This window comes from Amycolatopsis sp. cg13 (assembly GCF_041346965.1).
Taxonomy (GTDB): domain Bacteria; phylum Actinomycetota; class Actinomycetes; order Mycobacteriales; family Pseudonocardiaceae; genus Amycolatopsis.
On sequence record NZ_CP166848.1, the window covers coordinates 3,167,777 to 3,184,990 of the forward strand.

Sequence of the window (17,214 nt, forward strand, 5' to 3'; positions counted from 1 at the left end):
CAAAGCTAGCCGAACGAAACCGCGCGCAGCACCCGCTCCACGTGGGCGGCGGGCCAGTCCTCCGTGAACGGTCGCGTGCGCAGCAGCCAGCGGTGGAAAACCGGGCCCAGCAACAGTTCCGCGCCGTCCTCCGGGCATCCGACCCCGGCGCGGGCCAGGCGGTCGGCGATCGCGCGCAGTTGCGGGCCCAGCAGGCGGTCCAGGACTTCGGCACCGATCGCCGGGTCGGTCTGCAGTTCGGCAGTCACCGCGCGGAGCAGGCGGTCGGTCGCGGGGTCGGTCAGTTCGGCGATCATGCCGTGGACCAAGGTCGCCAAATCCGCGCGAAGATCGCCGGTGTCGGGGATGGCGACTTCGCCGGAAGCGTCCAGGCTTTGCTCCAGCAGCGCATCCAGCAGCACCGCGGCGGGCGACGACCACGTGCGGTACAGCGTTTGCTTTCCGGCGCCCGCGCGGGCCGCGATGCCCTCCATGGTCAGGCCGCCGAAACCGGACTCGGCGGCGAGGGAGAGCACCGCGGCGTGGACGCGGGCCCGGGTGCTGGCGCGGGCCATGTCAGATCTCCGCGTCGGCGAAACGCTTGTCCTGCCGGTAATCCGTCAGGCGTCCCGACAGTGCGGTCGCGACCATCGCGGGGGCGTCGGCTCCTGCCAGGACACGCAGCCGTTGGTCGGCGGGGTCGTTGACGTGCCGCAGGATTTCGGCGGCGATGTCCGCGGGCGGGGTGCCGCCGCCGGTGCCGGTGGTCGCCCACGGAACCGTCGTCGTGCCGAACATTCGCTCGCGCAGGCCGTCGTACGCCGGGTTCGGGGCGGCGAACCGCATGCTGCCGGTGGCCCATTCGGTGTCCATCCCGCCCGGTTCGACGATGCTCACCCGCACACCGAACTCCGCGACCTCTTGTGCGATCGCTTCGCTCATTCCCTCCAGCCCCCATTTGCTCGCGCTGTAAAGCCCGAATCCCGGCACCGAACCGGCACCGCCGACCGAGGAGATCTGCACGACGTGGCCCGACCGCTGCTCGCGCAGCACCGGCAGCGCGGCTTGGGTCAGCCACAGCGCACCCAGCACGTTCGTCTCCAGGATGTCCCGCGCTTCGTCCTCGCTTACCTCTTCGGCCATGCCGACCAGCCCGTATCCGGCGTTGTTCACCACGACGTCCAGCCGGCCGAACTCGGACAGGGCCCGCTCCACGGTTTCCCGCGCCGCGGCCCGGTTACGCACGTCGAGCACGTGCTCGACGACATTCCGGTGCTCCGGCGCACTCCCCGGCGCGCGGACGGCGGCCAGCACCCGGTCGCCCGCTTCCGCGGCGGCGATCGCCAACGCCCGGCCCAGGCCGCGGCTCGTTCCGGTGATCACCCATGTTCTCGTCATGCCGCAGACGGTAGCACAAAACGAGACGGACCGTCTCGTTTGGCTGAGCGCACGTGATTCAGCCCTCCGCCGGGTAGGCGAGATCGACCGGCTGCTCGGCCGGAGGTCCGTCCGGCCACCACTGGCCCGCGACTCGCACGAAGCGGTACCACCGGCTGTCCCGGCCATACCGGAGCTGCACCGGCCCGACCGTGATCCGGTTACGCCACACCTTCACCTCCCCCGGCAATTCCGCGAGTTCCGCGCGCGCCACCGCCAACGGCCCCGGTCCGGGACTCCACACGTCCCGCAACGCCGCCAACCCGCTGCGACCCGCTTCCCGCCACGCCTGCGCCGCCACGATCAGCTCCGACGGCGCGACCTCGGCGGCAGTGGCCAGCCCGAACACGTCCGCTCCCGGCCGCGCGGCGCGACGGGCCAGGTCTTCGGCGAAAGTCAAGTCCGCCAAGGCATCCCGGGTGTGCAGCAGGCCGAACGCGAGCGACGCGGCATCGGCGGCCAGAGCGGCGAGGGCGGCGGACGTCAGGCCGGTGCGCGCGGGCGGATCGAGGTCGAGCACGGCGGGCGGACCGGGTTCGCTGGGGATCGCGGGCAACGGCGGCAGCGGCGCGATCCGCCGCGCGTATGCCTTTTTCGGTGTCAGCCCGACGTCCGGCGCGCGAGCCGGACGGGCGGCGCTGGGGGTCCGCAATTCGCGCAGCTGAGCCAAAACCTCGTCCCGGCCGCGCCCGCGCAGGGTGAACAGCACGAACGGATCGGCGTCCACCTCGTCGGCGACCAGGTAGTACACCGCCGCCACGTGTTTGCACGGATTCGCGCTGTCCGGACAGGAACAGCGCGGCCTCAGGTCGCCGGGTCCGGGCAGCAGGTCGGCCCCGGCCTCGCGAGCCTGGACGGCCAGTTCCTCCGGCAGTTCGCCATCGAGCAGGGCGGCGGCGTGCCCGAGCCGACGGCCCGCGACGTCGAGCAGCCTGTCCCATTCCTCGGCGCTGAACTCGCGCATCCGGATGGCGACGCGGTACGGATCCGGCCTGCTTCCGCGCACCCAAGCGGTGATCTCGCCCGCGCTGATCGCCAGCTGGTCCACTACGCCCTTGCGCGCGTACGTCCGCCCGCGCGGCAGCCGGTTCGGGTCCAGCTTGGCGCGCTGCTCCAGCGCTTCCACCCACGCCCGGCCCCACCACCGGCTCCCGAACGTCCGCCGCGGCGGCATCAGCCGCTCCCCAGCCGGACGAGATCGGCGAGCTGGTCGTCGGACAGTTCGGTGATCCAGTCCTCCCCCGCGCCGACGACCGCGTCGGCCAGCCCGCGCTTGGTCTCCAGCACCGCGGCGACGCGCTCCTCCAGCGTGCCCTCCGCGATCAGCCGGTGCACCTGCACCGGCCGGTCCTGGCCGATCCGGTACGCGCGGTCGGTGGCCTGGTCCTCCACCGCCGGGTTCCACCAGCGGTCGTAATGGATCACGTGCGTGGCCTGGGTGAGGTTGAGCCCGACGCCGCCCGCCTTGAGCGACAACAGGAACACCGGGACCTCGCCGGACTGGAACGCGGCCACCATCTCGTCGCGCTGATTCGGCCCGACCTCACCGGACAGCAGCGCGGTGGGCAGCCCGCGCTCGGCGAGGCGCCGCTCCAGCAACCGGCACAGCCGCACGTACTGGCTGAACACCAGCACGCTCTCGCCTTCGTCGAGGATGACGTCCAGCAGTTCCTCGAACGCGGCGAGCTTGCCCGACCGTCCGCTCAGCGTGCCGGTGCTTTCCTTGAGGTAGTGCGCCGGGTGATTGCAGATCTGCTTGAGTTCGGTGAGCAGCTTCAGCACCTGGCCGCGCCGCTGCACCCCTTGCGCCTCACGGATTTGCGCGAGGTTTTCCCGCACCACCGCCTCGTACAGCGTGGTCTGCTCGGCGGTCAGCGGGACATACCGGTCGGTCTCGGTCTTGCGCGGCAGCTCCGGCGCGATGTCCGGGTCGGTTTTGCGGCGGCGCAACAGAAACGGCCGGACCGTCGCGGCCAGCCGACCGGTGACCGTCTCGTCCCGGTCCCGTTCGATCGGCCGCGCCACGGTGCGCCGGAACTTCTCCAGCGGGCCGAGCAGCCCCGGCGTGGTCCAGTCGAGCAGCGACCACAGTTCGGTGAGCCGGTTCTCCACCGGCGTGCCAGTGAGCGCCACGCGGGCTGCCGCGGGCACCTGCCGCAGCTCTTTTGCCGTGGCGGACAACGGATTCTTGACGTGCTGCGCCTCGTCCGCCGCGACCATACCCCAGTCCACTTCGGACAGTAGCTCTCGGTCGCGGCGCAGCACCCCGTACGTGGCGAGCACGACCTCGTCCGGGGCCAGGTCGTCGAGATGCCGACCGCCGCCGTGGAACCGGCGCACCGGGACGTCCGGTGCGAACTTGCCGAACTCTCGTTCCCAGTTGCCCAGCAGCGACGTCGGGCACAGCACGAGCGTCGGCCCCGCCGTCTGCGCGCGGCGATGCAGATGCAAGGCGATGAGCTGGATTGTCTTGCCCAGCCCCATATCGTCGGCAAGGCAGGCACCTAGGCCGAGTTCGGTCATGGCGATGAGCCAGCCCAGCCCGGCCCGTTGATACGGGCGCAGCGTGGCGGTGAGTCCCGCCGGTTCCTCGACAGGCGCGGGATCCCTTTCGCGCAGCCGTTCGGCGAGCCCCGACAATGCTGGCTGCGGGGCGAACTCGACTCGTTCGCCATCAACCTCCAGCTCGCCGGTGAGCGCCGCGGCCAGCGCTTCGGCACCGGTGAGCCGCGAACGCCGAGCCCGCATTCGCGCCAGCAGGGCGGGATCGAGCTTCACCCACTGGCCACGCAACCGGACCAGCGGACGTTTCGCTTCGGCGAGCGCCGCGACCTCTTCGTCGGTGAGTTCGCTGCCGCCGAGGCTGAGCCGCCAGCGGAACTCCAGCAGGCCGTTGAGCGGGAACGCGGGACCGGATTCGCTCGCCGGGGCTTGCGTCACGCTCGCCTTCGCCCGGACCTCGCCGGCGAAAAGATCCTTGGGCCACAAGACTTCGATGCCCGCGCCGCCCAGATCTCGCGCACCGGTGCCGAGCAGGTCGACTACGTCGTCGTCGGACAATGGAAGCGTGGTCGGTGCCGGTTCGGACAGGACTCGGCCCAGCGGCGGCCAGGCTCGCGCGCCTCGCCTGAGCCCCAGCAGAAGTTGCGTTTCCACTTGGTCGCCGAGCCGGTGCAGGACGGCTTCGGGAGCGTTCCAGAGGGTGGCTGCTTCGACCACCAGGCTCGGTTCGAGAGTGGAACGGACGGCTAGGACTCCGGCGAATTCCTCGTCAGTCGCTTCGATCCGCAGCAGCAGTTGTGCCCCGTCGGGGCGACGGGCTTCCAGCTCGGTGAGCCATGCTGCGCCGTCTGGGTCTAGCAGTGTGGGTTGCGATTCCGCGAACGCCGTCCCGCCGGATCCGACCGCTGCTGCCGGGCTGCGCACGAGGACGTCCGCCGCTGCGTCCCATACCGCGCGGACTAGTGATTCTGGCGAGTGCAGGCGGATTCGCTTGACGCCGGATAGCGGCAGTGCGTGTGCTTCGGGGGGCAACGCAGCCGCGAGTCCGCGCAGGAGTTCCTCGTCGGCGGCGTCTAGCGGGCCTACTCGCCAGGTGCCCAGACCGCTCGGGGTGGACGCTGGGCGCAACCTCCCCCGTGCTACGAGATTCACTCCTGCGTTGACTACTGCCGACCATGCTGCCAGCGCCGGGCTGGTGTCGTCCGGCACGACGAGCAGCCTCGGGATGGCGGTTGCCAGCGGGATCAGCCGCGCTACTACCTCGGTGCGGGCGAATTTTCCGCCGCCGGGCAGGACTAGCTGGATCGGGGTGTCTCCCTCGATCTCGTCGCCCCACAGTGCCAGAACTCCCTCTCGCGGGGGATCCGAGGGGAGGTAGGTGGCTTGGGTGGTCTGGTCGAACTCCACTTGGGCACGGTAACGCTTGGGTACGACAGTTCTGCTCGTCGCCTGGCGGCGACATCGCTTGGTGGTTGCGTGGGGCACCCCGAAGCGTGAGTGTGCTGACGGTCTGGGGGTGCTTGTCAAGGCGGGAAAGATGCCTTGACAAGCACCCCCAGACCGCAGGGACGCTTCATATCGGGGTGCGGGGGTGGGGCTGGGTGCCTCGATCGTTGGGTGCATCGGCGGCGGTTGGCGAGGACGGGGGCTAGCGCCCCCAATGTGGCATTGGGTGCATGCGACGCACCCAATGTGGCGTTCGGTGCGTCTGACGCACCCAATGTGGCATTGGGGCGCACCGGCGGCAGCGGCTCTGGGCGGGCGGGAGCCGGAAGGTACGTGAGGGGAACCCTGAGGGAATCTGATTCCCTCAGGGTTCCCCTCACGTACGGCTACTTGTCCAGGAGCAGGTGGACGGAGAGTTCCAGGCGGCTCGCGACATCAGCGGCGGAGGCGCGGCGGGTCACCCACGCGACCAGGTTCGCCATCCAAACATCAGCCACCACGTGGAAGATGTCGCGGTCCGCTTCAGTTGGGTCGTCGATGCCCATCGCGCTCGCGAACATGTCCTCCATCAAGCGGCCGACCAGTTCGACCTCGGCGGCCGCGGACGTGTCGGCGAACATGAACGCGCGCACCATCGCCTCGGTGAGGTGCGGATCGCGCTGCATGAGGCGGGTGTTGCGGCCCAGGACGAACATCAGCCGCTCGGCGGGGGTTTCGCCGGGGATCGCGCTGCGCTGGATCTTCTCGTGCGCGGCTTCGAACTGCTGCGCCAGACCCGACACGAGCAGGTGAATCTTCGACGGGAAATACCGGTACAGCGTGCCCAGCGCGACGTCGGCCTTCTCGGCGACCGCGCGCATTTGCACCGCGTCGTAGCCGCCCTTGGAGGCCAGCGAAAGCGTCGCGTCGATGATGCGGCGGCGGCGGTCCCGCTGGGCCGCGGAGCCCAGTTCCTCGCCCATCGCGCCGAGGCCGTTCGCCCGCGTTTTCGCCGCCGGCGTCTTCGCCTTCCCCGGCATCGCATTCCCCTCTGTCGTCTCGCAAGCAGTCTTGCGGAACTCGTTCCAGTTTCCGGCTAAGCGTACCTGCCCTGGAGAAAGGTTCAACTCTCGACCGCCTGGCGAAAAAACTGTAACACGTTCTACACTCGCCAGTAGCTCCGTACCCCGCGAGGAGGAGACCGATGCCGGTCGCGCTCACCGAGGAACAAACCGCGCTCGCTGCCGCCGTGCAGGCCTGGGCGGCGGCACACGATCCGGTCGCCGCTGTGCGCGCGGCCGAAACCACTGGCGCCGGTCTGCCGGACGGGTTCGCCGCGCTCGGCCTCACCGGCATCGCGCTGCCCGCGTCGGTGAACGGCGCGGACGGGACCGTCGCGGATCTCGCTGCCGGGCTCGCCGCCGCGGCGGAAGCGCTGGTGCCGGGACCGTTGCTGAGCACCGCCCTGGCCGGGCTCCTGCTCGCCGAGCATTCGAAGGAACTCGCCGCCGAGATCGCCGACGGGACCGCACAGGTCGCGGTGCAGTTGGACGAGGCGACGGTTCCCGGCGCGGATGCCGAGTCGTGGTTGCTCGTGCCGCGAGGCGAGCGGTACGTGCTGATCCCGCCGGGCGCGGCAGTGGAACCGTTGGCTCCCTTCGACTTTTCGCGATCGCTGGGACGCGTCAAGGCCGACGTGCCGGGCGAGGTTCTCGATCTGCCGGACGTCCGCGATCTCGCGGCGACGCTCGCGGTCGCGGAGGCGGCGGGCGTCGCGCGCTGGTGCCTCACGACGGCCGTCGAGTACGCCAAGGTCCGGGAGCAGTTCGGCCAGGTGATCGGTGCTTTCCAGGCAGTGAAACACCTCTGCGCGGAGATGCTGTGCCGAACCGAAGCGGCCGAGGCGCTGGCCTGGGACGCTGCTTCGTCGGTCGGCGATCCGCTGGCTGTCGCGAGCGCGGCGGCGGTGGCGCTGGACGCTGCGGTTGAGAACGCGAAGGACTGCATCCAGGTACTCGGCGGGATCGGGTTCACCTGGGAGCACGAGGCACACCTGTACCTGCGTCGCGCGTTGGCGTTGCGGCAGTGGCTCGGCGGTTCGCAACGGTGGCGGAAGCGGGCCGCGGACCTCGCGTTGGCCGGGAAGCGGCGGACGCTCGGGGTGAACGTCGGCGAGGACGCCGAGGTGACCCGGCTGGTCGCGGAAATCACTGCGCTGCCAGAGGAAAATCGGCGCGCCGCACTCGCGGACTCGGGGTTGCTGGCTCCGCACTGGCCCCAGCCGTACGGCATGGGCGCGGACGCGGCGACGCAACTGCGGATCGACACCGCGCTGACGGCAGCCGACGTCCGTCGGCCGGACATGGTGATCGGCGGCTGGGCAGTGCCGACGATTCTCGCGCACGGCACCGACGACCAGCGCGAACGCTTCGCCAAGCCGACGCTGCGCGGCGAGGTGACGTGGTGTCAGCTGTTCTCCGAACCCGGCGCCGGCTCGGATCTCGCGTCGCTGCGCACCGTGGCGCGCCGGGCCGACGGCGGCTGGCTGCTGACCGGGCAGAAGGTGTGGACGTCGCTCGCGCACGAGGCGGATTGGGCGATCTGCCTCGCGCGCACCGACCCGGATGTGCCGAAGCACAAAGGAATCACGTACTTCCTGGTCGACATGCGCGCCGCCGGAATCACCACGCGGCCGCTGCGCGAGATCACCGGGCGGAGCGTGTTCAACGAGGTTTTCCTGGACGACGTCTTCGTTCCCGACGCCGATGTCGTCGGCGAACCCGGCGCGGGCTGGAAACTGGCGCGCACGACGCTGGCGAACGAACGCGTCGCGCTCGGCCGCGGCTCGGCGGTGGGCGAGAACGTCGAGGCTTTGCTGGAATCGGCCCCTGCGGACGTGGACCGCGACCGGCTCGGCGCGTTGATCGGACAAGGCAGCGCGTGTTCAGTGCTCGACCTACGAGCGACACTGCGACGGCTCGACGGCCTCGGACCCGGCGCGGAATCGTCGGTGGCGAAGCTGCTCGGCGTACGGCATCGACAGGAAACCGCCGAATTCGCCCTGGACCTCGCCCCGGAACTGACGGCGGAAACTCAAGCAGCACAGGAGTTCCTGCTCACCCGCTGCCTGTCCATCGCGGGCGGCACCACGCAAGTCCTGCTGTCCGCCGCCGCCGAACGCGTGCTCGGCCTCCCCCGCTGAAGGTCCGTGAAGGACTCCTTGAGGGAATCTGATTCCCTCAAGGAGTCCTTCACGGCACGTCACTCAGCCCGGAAAGCGGCGGCGAGGCGGGCGTATTCGTCCAGCAGCGCCAGCGTTTCCGCCTCCGGCAGCGTCGGCAGCATGAACCCGTAGTGGTCCAGCCCGGCGTCGGCGTACTGCTTGATCGCGTCCGCGTCGGCCGGTCCGCCGAAGAGTTGCGACGGCATGTCCCCGCGCCCCGCCTCAGCCAGCTGCTGGCGCACGCGGCGCACGCCGTCCGGCGACACCGCGGGGTTCGGGATCCAGCCGTCGCCGTGCTCGATCAGCCGCTTCAGCGCCGCGTCGCTCGAGCCGCCGACCAGGATCGGCGGATGCGGCGTCCGCACTGGCTTCGGCCACGCGAAGATCGGGTCGAAGTCGATGTGCTTGCCGTGGAACTCGGCCTCCTCCTGCGTCCAGATCGCCTTCAGCGCGGCGATCTGCTCGTTCAGCAACGCGCCCCGGGTCTTCGGATCGGTGCCGTGGTTGACCATTTCCTCCCGGTTCCAGCCCGCCCCGACACCGAAGGCGAACCGGCCGCGCGAGATCAGGTCGAGCGAGGCCACCTCTTTTGCGGTGTGGATGATGTCGCGCTGGATCAGCAGCGCGACACCGGTGCCCAGCACCAGGTTCGAGGTGTTCACCGCGGCGGCCGTAAGCGCCACGAACGGGTCAAGCGTGCGGTAGTAGACCCGCGGCAGCTCGCCCCCGCTGGGGTACGGCGTTTCGCGGCTCGTCGGGATGTGCGAGTGCTCCGCGAGGAAAAGGGACGCGAAACCGCGCTCCTCCGCCGCCTCGCCGAGCACGTCGGGCCGGATGCCTTCGTCGGTCACGAACGTCGAAATGCCGAAATCCATGCCTCCTTCTACTCCGGGGAACGGGCAAGTATTCCCGCGGGCTGTTGACAGATCACCGGCCTCGTCCGCTAGCGTTAAATCATCACCCGTTGAATAGGAGGCTCCGGATGGACGTGACGGACGTCGACTTCGAGGACATGTACCAAGGCAAGACCCCGATCGGGGAGAAGATCCCGTGGGACATCGCGGGCCCGCAGCCCGCGGTGGTCGCGCTCGAAGCGGACGGCGGATTCCACGGCGACGTGCTCGACATCGGTTGCGGCCTCGGCGAAAACGCGATGTTCCTCGCGTCTCGCGGACACCGCGTAACCGGTCTCGACGGCGCGCCGACCGCACTCGCGCGTGCCCGCGAAACCGCCGCGAAGCGCGGCCTAGACCTCACTTTCGCCCAGGCCGACGCAACCCGGCTCGAAGGATACGAAGGCCGTTTCGACGCGGTCCTCGACAGCGCGCTCTACCACTGTCTCGACGAAGAACAGCGGCACGCGTACGTGGCTGCGCTCGTGCGCGCGACCAAGCCCGGCGCACAGCTGAACATCTTCTGCTTCTCCGACGCGGTACCGGAGAACTTCCCGATCCCGTACCGGATCACCGAGCAGAATCTGCGCGAAACGGTCGGCAACGGCTGGACGATCACCGTGCTCGAACCAGCCGTCTACACCACCGCGATGAGCCGCGAGGGCTTGATCGCCGCGGTCGCCGCCCTCTCGGAGGGCGAACCGCCGGACCCGGCCGCGCTCGACTCGCTGGACGTCGACGAGCAGGGCCGGGTCCTCGCCCCGGTATGGCGGCTGGCCGCCACCCGGGCCTGACGGATCAGACGTTGCGCCGGTACTGGCCGCCGACCTCGAAGAACGCCTCGGTGATCTGACCGAGCGAGCACACCCGCGCGGCATCCATGAGCACGTCGAACAGGTTGCCGCCGCGGGTGGCCGCGTCGCGCAGCGCCTTGAGCGCCTGCTGGGCCTCCTCGCGGTGCCCCTGCTGGAAATCGGCGAGCCTGCGCAGCTGCGACTGCTTCTCGTCCTCGGTCGCGCGGGCCAATTCCACCTCGACGTCGCCCTCTCCCGCCTTCGGGTTGCGGAAGGTGTTGACGCCGATGATCGGCAGCGAACCGTCGTGCTTCTTGCGTTCGTACAGCAGCGATTCGTCCTGGATCCGGCCGCGCTGGTAGCCGGTCTCCATCGCGCCGAGCACGCCGCCGCGTTCGGAGATCCGGTCGAACTCGGTGAGCACGGCCTCCTCGACCAGGTCGGTCAGCTCGTCGATCACGAACGAGCCCTGCAGCGGGTTCTCGTTCTTCGACAGGCCCCACTCCTTGTTGATGATCATCTGGATGGCCATCGCACGCCGCACCGAGGACTCCGAAGGCGTGGTGATCGCCTCGTCGAACGCGTTGGTGTGCAAGGAGTTCGCGTTGTCGTACAGCGCACACAGCGCCTGCAGCGTCGTGCGGATGTCGTTGAAGCTCATCTCCTGCGCGTGCAGCGAGCGGCCGGAGGTCTGCACGTGGTACTTGAGCTTCTGCGACCGGTCGTTCGCGCCGTACCGCTCGCGCATCGCCACGGCCCAGATCCGCCGCGCGACCCGGCCGAGCACCGAGTACTCCGCGTCCATCCCGTTGGAGAAGAAGAACGACAGGTTCGGCGCGAAATCGTCGATGTCCATGCCGCGCGCCAGGTACGACTCCACGTAGGTGAACCCGTTGGCGAGCGTGAAAGCCAGCTGCGAGATCGGGTTCGCCCCGGCCTCGGCGATGTGGTAGCCGGAAATCGACACCGAGTAGAAGTTGCGCACCCCGTGCTGGATGAACCACTCCTGGATGTCGGCCATCATCCGGAGGCTGAACTCGGTGGAGAAGATGCAGGTGTTCTGGCCCTGGTCTTCCTTGAGGATGTCCGCCTGCACGGTGCCGCGCACGTTCTTCAGCGCCCACTCGCGCAGTTGCGCGGCCTCGGCCTCGGACGGTTCGCGGCCGTGCTCCTCACGGAACGCGGCGAACTTCTGGTCGATCGCGGTGTTGAGGAAGAACGCGAGGATCGTCGGCGCGGGGCCGTTGATCGTCATCGACACCGAGGTGTTCGGCGCGGTCAGGTCGAAGCCGTCGTAGAGCGCCTTCATGTCGTCCAGCGTCGCGATGGAGACGCCGGAGGTGCCGACCTTGCCGTAGATGTCCGGGCGGGTGTCCGGGTCGTGGCCGTACAGCGTGACCGAGTCGAACGCCGTCGACAGCCGCTTGGCCTCGGAATCGGCCGACAGCAGCTTGAACCGGCGATTCGTGCGGAACGCGTCGCCTTCGCCGGCGAACATCCGCGCCGGGTCCTCGCCCTCGCGCTTGAACGGGAACACGCCCGCGGTATACGGGAAGTAGCCGGGCAGGTTTTCCCGCCGCAGGAACGAAAGCAGCTCGCCGGACTCGGTGTAGCGCGGCAGCGCGACGCGCGGGATCCGGTTGCCGGACAGGGTTTCCCGCCACAGCTGGGTGTGCAGCTCCTTGTCCCGGATCTTCACCACCAGCTCGTCCTGGCGGTATTCCGCGGCGAGCGCCTGGAACCGTTCGAGGAGCTTTGTCGACTCGCCGTCCACATCGGACTCCGCGGCGGCGATGAGGCCGTCCAGCGCGTCGGTGTTCGCGTCCACTTCGGACAGCGCGGCCTTGGCCTCGGCGAGGTGCTCGTACTTGCGTACCGCGGCAACCTGCTTCTCGGTCTTCTCGTGGTATCCGCGCACGGTTTCGGAGATGTCGGCGAGGTAGCGCGCCCGGCTGCCCGGAATGATCGTGCTGGCGTCGGTGGAGACCTTGCCCGACACCGCCGGCAGCGTACCGGCCGACACCGACAGCCCGCGGTCGGCGAGCATGTCGCGCAGGTGCTGGTACAGCGCGGTCACGCCGTCGTCGTTGAACTTCGCCGCGCTCGTGCCGTACACCGGCATTTCCTCGGGCGCGGACCCGAACGCCTCGCGGTTGCGCACCATCTGGCGCGCAACGTCGCGACGCGCGTCCTCAGCGCCGCGCCGCTCGAACTTGTTGATCGCTACCACGTCGGCGAAGTCGAGCATGTCGATCTTCTCCAGCTGTGACGCGGCGCCGAACTCCGGCGTCATCACGTACAGCGACTCGTCCACGTAGTCGACGATGCCCGCGTCGCCCTGGCCGATCCCCGGCGTCTCCACGATCACCAGGTCGAATCCGGCCGCCTTGCAAGCAAGAATCGACTCGCTCAGTCCGGCGGGAATCTCGCCGCTGGTCGTACGCGTGGCGAGCGAACGGAAGTACACCGGAGAACCGTCAAGGCAGTTCATCCGGATCCGGTCGCCGAGCAGCGCGCCGCCGCCCTTGCGCCGCGACGGGTCCACCGCGAGCACCGCGATGCGCAGCTTGTCTTCCTGATCGAGCCGGAAACGGCGGATCAGCTCGTCGGTCAGCGAGGACTTGCCGGACCCGCCGGTGCCGGTGATGCCGAGGACCGGCACGTGCTTCTGCCCGGCGGCCTCGTTGATCGCCGACAGCCATTCGGCGGGCAGGTTTTCGCGCTGCAGCTGGGTGATCACCCGGGCAAGCGCCTGCACGTCGCCGGACAGCAGCTTGTCGACCGAGGCGGGCGGCTGCGCGGACAGGTCGCTGTCGCACTCCTTGATCATCAAGTTGATCATGCCCGGCAGGCCCATCTCGTAGCCGTCTTCGGGCGAGAAGATCCGCGCCACGCCGCGCGAATGCAGCAGGTCGATCTCCTCGCGCACGATGACGCCACCGCCGCCGCCGAACACCTTGATGTGCCCCGCGCCGCGCTCGTTCAGCAGCTCGACGAGGTAGCTGAAGTACTCGACGTGCCCGCCCTGGTAGGCGGAGATGGCGACGCCCTGGACGTCCTCGGCGATCGCGGCCGTGGCCACCTCGTCGACGGAGCGGTTGTGGCCGAGGTGGACCACCTCCGCGCCCTGGGACTGCAGGATCCGGCGCATGATGTTGATCGAGGCGTCGTGGCCGTCGAACAAGCTGGATGCCGTGACGAACCGGACCGGGTTCGCGGGACGGTACAGGTCGCTGCCGCTCATCCTCCCAATTTACTAGGACTTCCTACTATTGGAAACCCGAGCCCGAAGTGACCCGGCTCTCAAGGGTTGACAGCGTCGCTATATTCAACGCATCAGTTAATTAACCAAGTGATTGAGCACCGATGCCGACAGACCAGCTGAGCACCACCTTCGCCGCGCTGGCAGACCCGACCCGCCGCGCGATCCTCGCCCGCCTGACTCGTGGCGAGGCCACCGTCAACGAGCTGGCCGCGCCGTTCGAGGTGAGCCTGCAAGCCGTGTCGAAGCACCTGAAAGTGCTGGAACAAGCCGGATTGATCAGCCGCGGCCGCACCCGCCAGTGGCGCCCGTGCCGCCTGGAAGCCGCACCGCTGGCGGACGTCGCGGGCTGGGTCGCCGAGTACCGGCACTTCTGGGAAACCGGCTTCGACCGCTTGGACGAGCACCTGCGCCAGCTTCAGGAGGGGACCGAATGAGCGAGCTGACCATCGTGCGGGTCTTCGACGCCCCGCGCGAGCTGGTGTTCCAAGCCTGGACCGATCCCGCCCACCTGGCCGCCTGGTTCGGCCCGCACGGGTTCGTCGCGTCCGAAACCCGCACGGACCCGCGCCCTGGCGGCGCCTGGCACAGCCGGATCACCAGCACCGAACACGCCCTCGACCGCCGGGTGTCCGGCACCTACCGCGAAGTCGCGGCCCCGTCCCGGCTCGTGTTCACGTTCCGCTGGCAGCACCCGGAAGACGAAGTCGGCGAAACGCTCGTCACCATCGATTTCGCCGAGCTGGCAGGGAAAACCTCGATGACGTTCCATCAGGCTCCGTTCCCGAACGAAGCCGAGCGCGACGGACACAGCGACGGCTGGCAGTCCAGTTTCGAAGATCTCGACCGCATCCTGGAGGAATGGAAATGACTGTCGCACTCCCCCGTGTCGTCTCGCCGGAAGAATGGGCCAGCGCTCGGGAAGCTTTGCTGTGCAAGGAAAAAGAACACACCCGCGCAGCCGACCGGCTGGCCGCCGAACGCCGCCGAATGCCCATGGTCCAATTCCCGAAGCAGTACGAATTCACCACCTCGAACGGCACTCAAAGCCTGCTGGACCTCTTCGACGACCGCCGCCAGCTGATCGTCTACCACTTCATGCTGTACCCCGGCGACGAAGTGGGCTGCCCCGGCTGCTCGCTGCTGGTCGACAACATGGCCCACCCAGCCCACCTGCACGCCCGCGACGTAACCCTCAAGGTCGTAGCCCCCGCAACCGCACCGGAGATCGACCGGTACTGGTCCAAGATGGGCTGGACGATCCCCTGGGCCTCCGCCGCAGGCACGGATTTCCCAGCAGACTGCGGCATCGACGGCGGCTTCGGCGTAAGCGTCTTCCTCCGCGACGGCGACGACGTCTACCGCACCTACTTCACCGACGGCCGCGGCGGCGACCAGTTCATCAGCACGCTGCGATACCTAGACGTCACCCCGTTCGGCCGCCAAGAGGCCTGGGAGGAAGAGTCCCGCGGCACCGACGCCCCCAGCAGCTGGTGGCGCCGCCACGACGAGTACTGAAAACTTCCCCGCGCACTGATGTCCAGTCGGCCATGGCCGCTCCGACCCTCTGGTGACCAACACTCATCAAGGAAGCGAGCCCGCCATGGCCGACCTGATCTTCTTCGTCCACACCTCACTGGACGGCTGCATCGAAGGCCCCGCAGGAGAGTTCGACTGGCCCCACATGGGCCCGGAACTCTCGGACTACGCGAACGAACTGTCGAAACGCGCCGGAATGTTCGCCTACGGCCGCCGAGTATGGGAACTGATGTCGAGCTACTGGCCCGACGTGGAGTCCATCTCGACCCACCCCCACGACCTGGCCTTCGCCCCGATCTGGCGGGAAAAACCGAAACTGGTCTTCTCCCGCACCCTGACCAAGGCAGCCTGGAACACCACAGTCGCCAACGGCGACCTGACCGAAGAAGTCGCCAAACACAAAGCCACCGCAGAGGGCGACATCATCGTGATGGGCGGCTACGCCCTGGCTGCGGAACTAGGCCGCCGAGGCCTCATCGACGAGTACCAGGTCTGCATCCACCCAGTAATCCTGGGCGGCGACAAACGCCCCTTCGCCGAAGGTGCCGACCGCGTGCAATTGCAGCTCGTAGAAACCCGCACCTTCGACAACACCGTCGTACTACTCCGGCACCGCACGAAGCGCTGACCACTCACCCAACCACAACGCGGGATCGCGTCGGCGTGTGGAGGGGCAGTGTGCACGGCCCCCCGGGCCGGGCGCACTGCCCCTCCACACGCCGACTTAAAGGCGATCCCGCCGCGACGACGAAGTCGGCGCCATCAAACACAGTTTGCCGCGCCAGACCACCCAACTATTGGTGGGCTTTCGCAGCCCTAAGCGCGATCCACTGCCGCATCGCATACTCGACCAACGTGATCAGCGTCTGCTTAGTAGATTCCCGCTCCCGAGCATCACACCGCACAATCGGAATACTCGAGTCAATAGACAGCGCCTCACGCACATCATTGATGTCGTGCTCCAGCACACCGTCAAACGTATTAACCCCAACGATATACGGCAGCCCGCGATCCTCGAAAAAGTCGATCGGCGCGAACGAGTCCGCCAACCTCCGAGTATCCGCGAGCACGACCGCCCCGATAGCACCCCGCACGAGGTCGTCCCACATGAACCAGAACCGCTGCTGGCCGGGCGTGCCGAACAGGTAGAGGATCAGGTCCGCGTCGAGCGAGACGCGGCCGAAGTCCATGGCGACCGTGGTGGTGGTCTTGTACGGGGTCTGGTCGAGGTTGTCGATGCCGCGGCTGGCGTCGGTCATCATCGCCTCGGTGGTGAGCGGAACGATTTCCGACACCGAACCCACGAAGGTCGTCTTGCCCGCTCCGAAGCCGCCCGCCACCACGATCTTCGCCGATGTCATGGTCGGGGGCGCGGTTTCCCGCGGTGCCTTAAAGCCGACGGAGTCCACTCAAAACCCTTTCCATCAACATCAAGTGTGCTTCGGCGCCGTCCTGGCCCGAGATCGTCCGGTGCACGGTGACGAGGCCGGCGTCGGCCGCGTCGCTGATCAGCACCCGTGCCACCCCCAGCGGCACTGACAGCACCGCGGCGATCTCCGCCACCGAACGCGGGGTCCGGCACGATTCCATGATCGAGATGCTCTCGATCTGTTCCGCCGCCGCCTGGGGGAAGCCCCCCGCGGCGACATGGTCTTTGGTGGAGATCAGAGTCTCCAGTTCGAGCGCGTAGTTCGCCCGGGTGCGCCCGCCGGTGAGAGCGTACGGGCGCACGATCGACGTCTCCTCGGCCGGGTCCACCCGATCGTGGCGCTCGGGGCGGACGATCGCCGACGGCATCGAGAACTCGCCGCTCGGCGGTCCCGGGTCGAAGAGCCCGCCTGGTCTGGGGCCGTCGGAGTCCGTACTGCCCGGTGGAGAGACGAGAGAGGTCACACCATCTCCTTGGTCGGCCGGCGGCACAGATGCCGCCGGCGGGTCCGCTGCCGCGTGCGCTCCCGCGGCGGGCGGCGCTGGGGACTGGGATTCCTTCGTTTCTTTGCCGCTCTTCTTCCGTTTTCTGCGCGAGCGGCCCGAATCAAGGCTGAACCCGTTGAGGACGTCGGCGAACGTGCCGTCGTCCCCGGCGGCGGGCTCCTCCCCGCGCGGGGGTTCGCCGCCGGTACCGGGCTCTTCGCCGAACAATCCGGACCCCTGGCTCAT

15 protein-coding genes are annotated in these 17,214 nt (G+C 68.7%); 6 read left to right on the forward strand and 9 right to left on the reverse strand.

Annotation, left to right across the window (positions count from 1 at the left end; genetic code table 11):
- Positions 1-5: 5 nt before the first annotated feature.
- The 5 genes from AB5I40_RS14310 to kstR form a co-directional block, all read right to left on the reverse strand.
- On the reverse strand, positions 6-554 hold the full coding sequence (locus tag AB5I40_RS14310; RefSeq protein WP_370938978.1) for a TetR/AcrR family transcriptional regulator: 549 nt from the start codon (positions 552-554) through the stop codon (positions 6-8).
- Between the two features lies 1 nt (position 555).
- On the reverse strand, positions 556-1,377 hold the full coding sequence (locus AB5I40_RS14315) for an SDR family NAD(P)-dependent oxidoreductase (RefSeq protein ID WP_370938980.1): 822 nt from the start codon (positions 1,375-1,377) through the stop codon (positions 556-558).
- Positions 1,378-1,435: 58 nt separating this feature from the next.
- Positions 1,436-2,590, reverse strand: a complete 1,155-nt coding sequence (locus tag AB5I40_RS14320; protein ID WP_370938981.1) for an SWIM zinc finger family protein — start codon at positions 2,588-2,590, stop codon at positions 1,436-1,438.
- Positions 2,590-5,325 (reverse strand): DEAD/DEAH box helicase, encoded by a 2,736-nt coding sequence (locus tag AB5I40_RS14325; RefSeq protein WP_370938982.1) that lies wholly within the window; start codon positions 5,323-5,325, stop codon positions 2,590-2,592. Before AB5I40_RS14325 ends, AB5I40_RS14320 begins: the two co-directional genes overlap by 1 nt.
- A gap of 425 nt (positions 5,326-5,750) precedes the next feature.
- A complete protein-coding gene (kstR, locus tag AB5I40_RS14330) occupies positions 5,751-6,383 on the reverse strand; it encodes a cholesterol catabolism transcriptional regulator KstR (protein WP_037809922.1) in 633 nt (210 codons plus the stop codon).
- A gap of 164 nt (positions 6,384-6,547) precedes the next feature.
- Between kstR and AB5I40_RS14335 the strand changes: the two genes are divergently transcribed.
- Positions 6,548-8,545, forward strand: a complete 1,998-nt coding sequence (locus AB5I40_RS14335; RefSeq protein ID WP_370938983.1) for an acyl-CoA dehydrogenase family protein — start codon at positions 6,548-6,550, stop codon at positions 8,543-8,545.
- Positions 8,546-8,604: 59 nt separating this feature from the next.
- Here AB5I40_RS14335 and AB5I40_RS14340 read toward each other — a convergent pair whose 3' ends face one another.
- Complete coding sequence (locus AB5I40_RS14340) at positions 8,605-9,441, reverse strand: LLM class F420-dependent oxidoreductase (RefSeq protein WP_370938984.1); 837 nt, start codon at positions 9,439-9,441, stop codon at positions 8,605-8,607.
- A gap of 107 nt (positions 9,442-9,548) precedes the next feature.
- Here AB5I40_RS14340 and AB5I40_RS14345 point away from each other — a divergent pair, with 107 nt between their 5' ends.
- The gene (locus AB5I40_RS14345) at positions 9,549-10,253 is read left to right on the forward strand and encodes a class I SAM-dependent methyltransferase (RefSeq protein WP_370938985.1); all 705 of its coding nucleotides are present in this window, start codon (positions 9,549-9,551) and stop codon (positions 10,251-10,253) included.
- 4 nt (positions 10,254-10,257) lie between these two features.
- Here AB5I40_RS14345 and icmF read toward each other — a convergent pair whose 3' ends face one another.
- Positions 10,258-13,497, reverse strand: coding sequence for a fused isobutyryl-CoA mutase/GTPase IcmF (icmF, locus tag AB5I40_RS14350; RefSeq protein ID WP_370938986.1), 3,240 nt, complete (start codon positions 13,495-13,497; stop codon positions 10,258-10,260).
- A gap of 122 nt (positions 13,498-13,619) precedes the next feature.
- On the opposite strand from icmF, the gene AB5I40_RS14355 reads away from it, so the two are divergent.
- From AB5I40_RS14355 to AB5I40_RS14370, 4 genes are all read left to right on the forward strand, one after another.
- Positions 13,620-13,952 carry a helix-turn-helix transcriptional regulator gene (locus tag AB5I40_RS14355; protein ID WP_116205990.1) on the forward strand — a complete coding sequence of 111 codons (333 nt, stop codon included), beginning with the start codon at positions 13,620-13,622 and terminating at the stop codon, positions 13,950-13,952.
- Positions 13,949-14,386, forward strand: a complete 438-nt coding sequence (locus AB5I40_RS14360) for an SRPBCC domain-containing protein (protein ID WP_370938987.1) — start codon at positions 13,949-13,951, stop codon at positions 14,384-14,386. Before AB5I40_RS14355 ends, AB5I40_RS14360 begins: the two co-directional genes overlap by 4 nt.
- A complete protein-coding gene (locus AB5I40_RS14365; RefSeq protein WP_370938988.1) occupies positions 14,383-15,033 on the forward strand; it encodes a DUF899 domain-containing protein in 651 nt (216 codons plus the stop codon). Before AB5I40_RS14360 ends, AB5I40_RS14365 begins: the two co-directional genes overlap by 4 nt.
- An 85-nt stretch (positions 15,034-15,118) precedes the next feature.
- Complete coding sequence (locus tag AB5I40_RS14370; RefSeq protein WP_370938989.1) at positions 15,119-15,682, forward strand: dihydrofolate reductase family protein; 564 nt, start codon at positions 15,119-15,121, stop codon at positions 15,680-15,682.
- Positions 15,683-15,848: 166 nt separating this feature from the next.
- Here AB5I40_RS14370 and AB5I40_RS14375 read toward each other — a convergent pair whose 3' ends face one another.
- Together AB5I40_RS14375 and AB5I40_RS14380 are read right to left on the reverse strand one after the other, a co-directional pair.
- Entirely contained in the window at positions 15,849-16,463 is a 615-nt protein-coding gene (locus AB5I40_RS14375) for an ATP/GTP-binding protein (protein WP_093574469.1), read from the reverse strand.
- Positions 16,444-17,214: a DUF742 domain-containing protein gene (locus AB5I40_RS14380; protein WP_370938991.1), complete on the reverse strand. Its 771-nt coding sequence runs from the start codon at positions 17,212-17,214 to the stop codon at positions 16,444-16,446. The genes AB5I40_RS14375 and AB5I40_RS14380 overlap by 20 nt, the downstream gene beginning before the upstream one ends.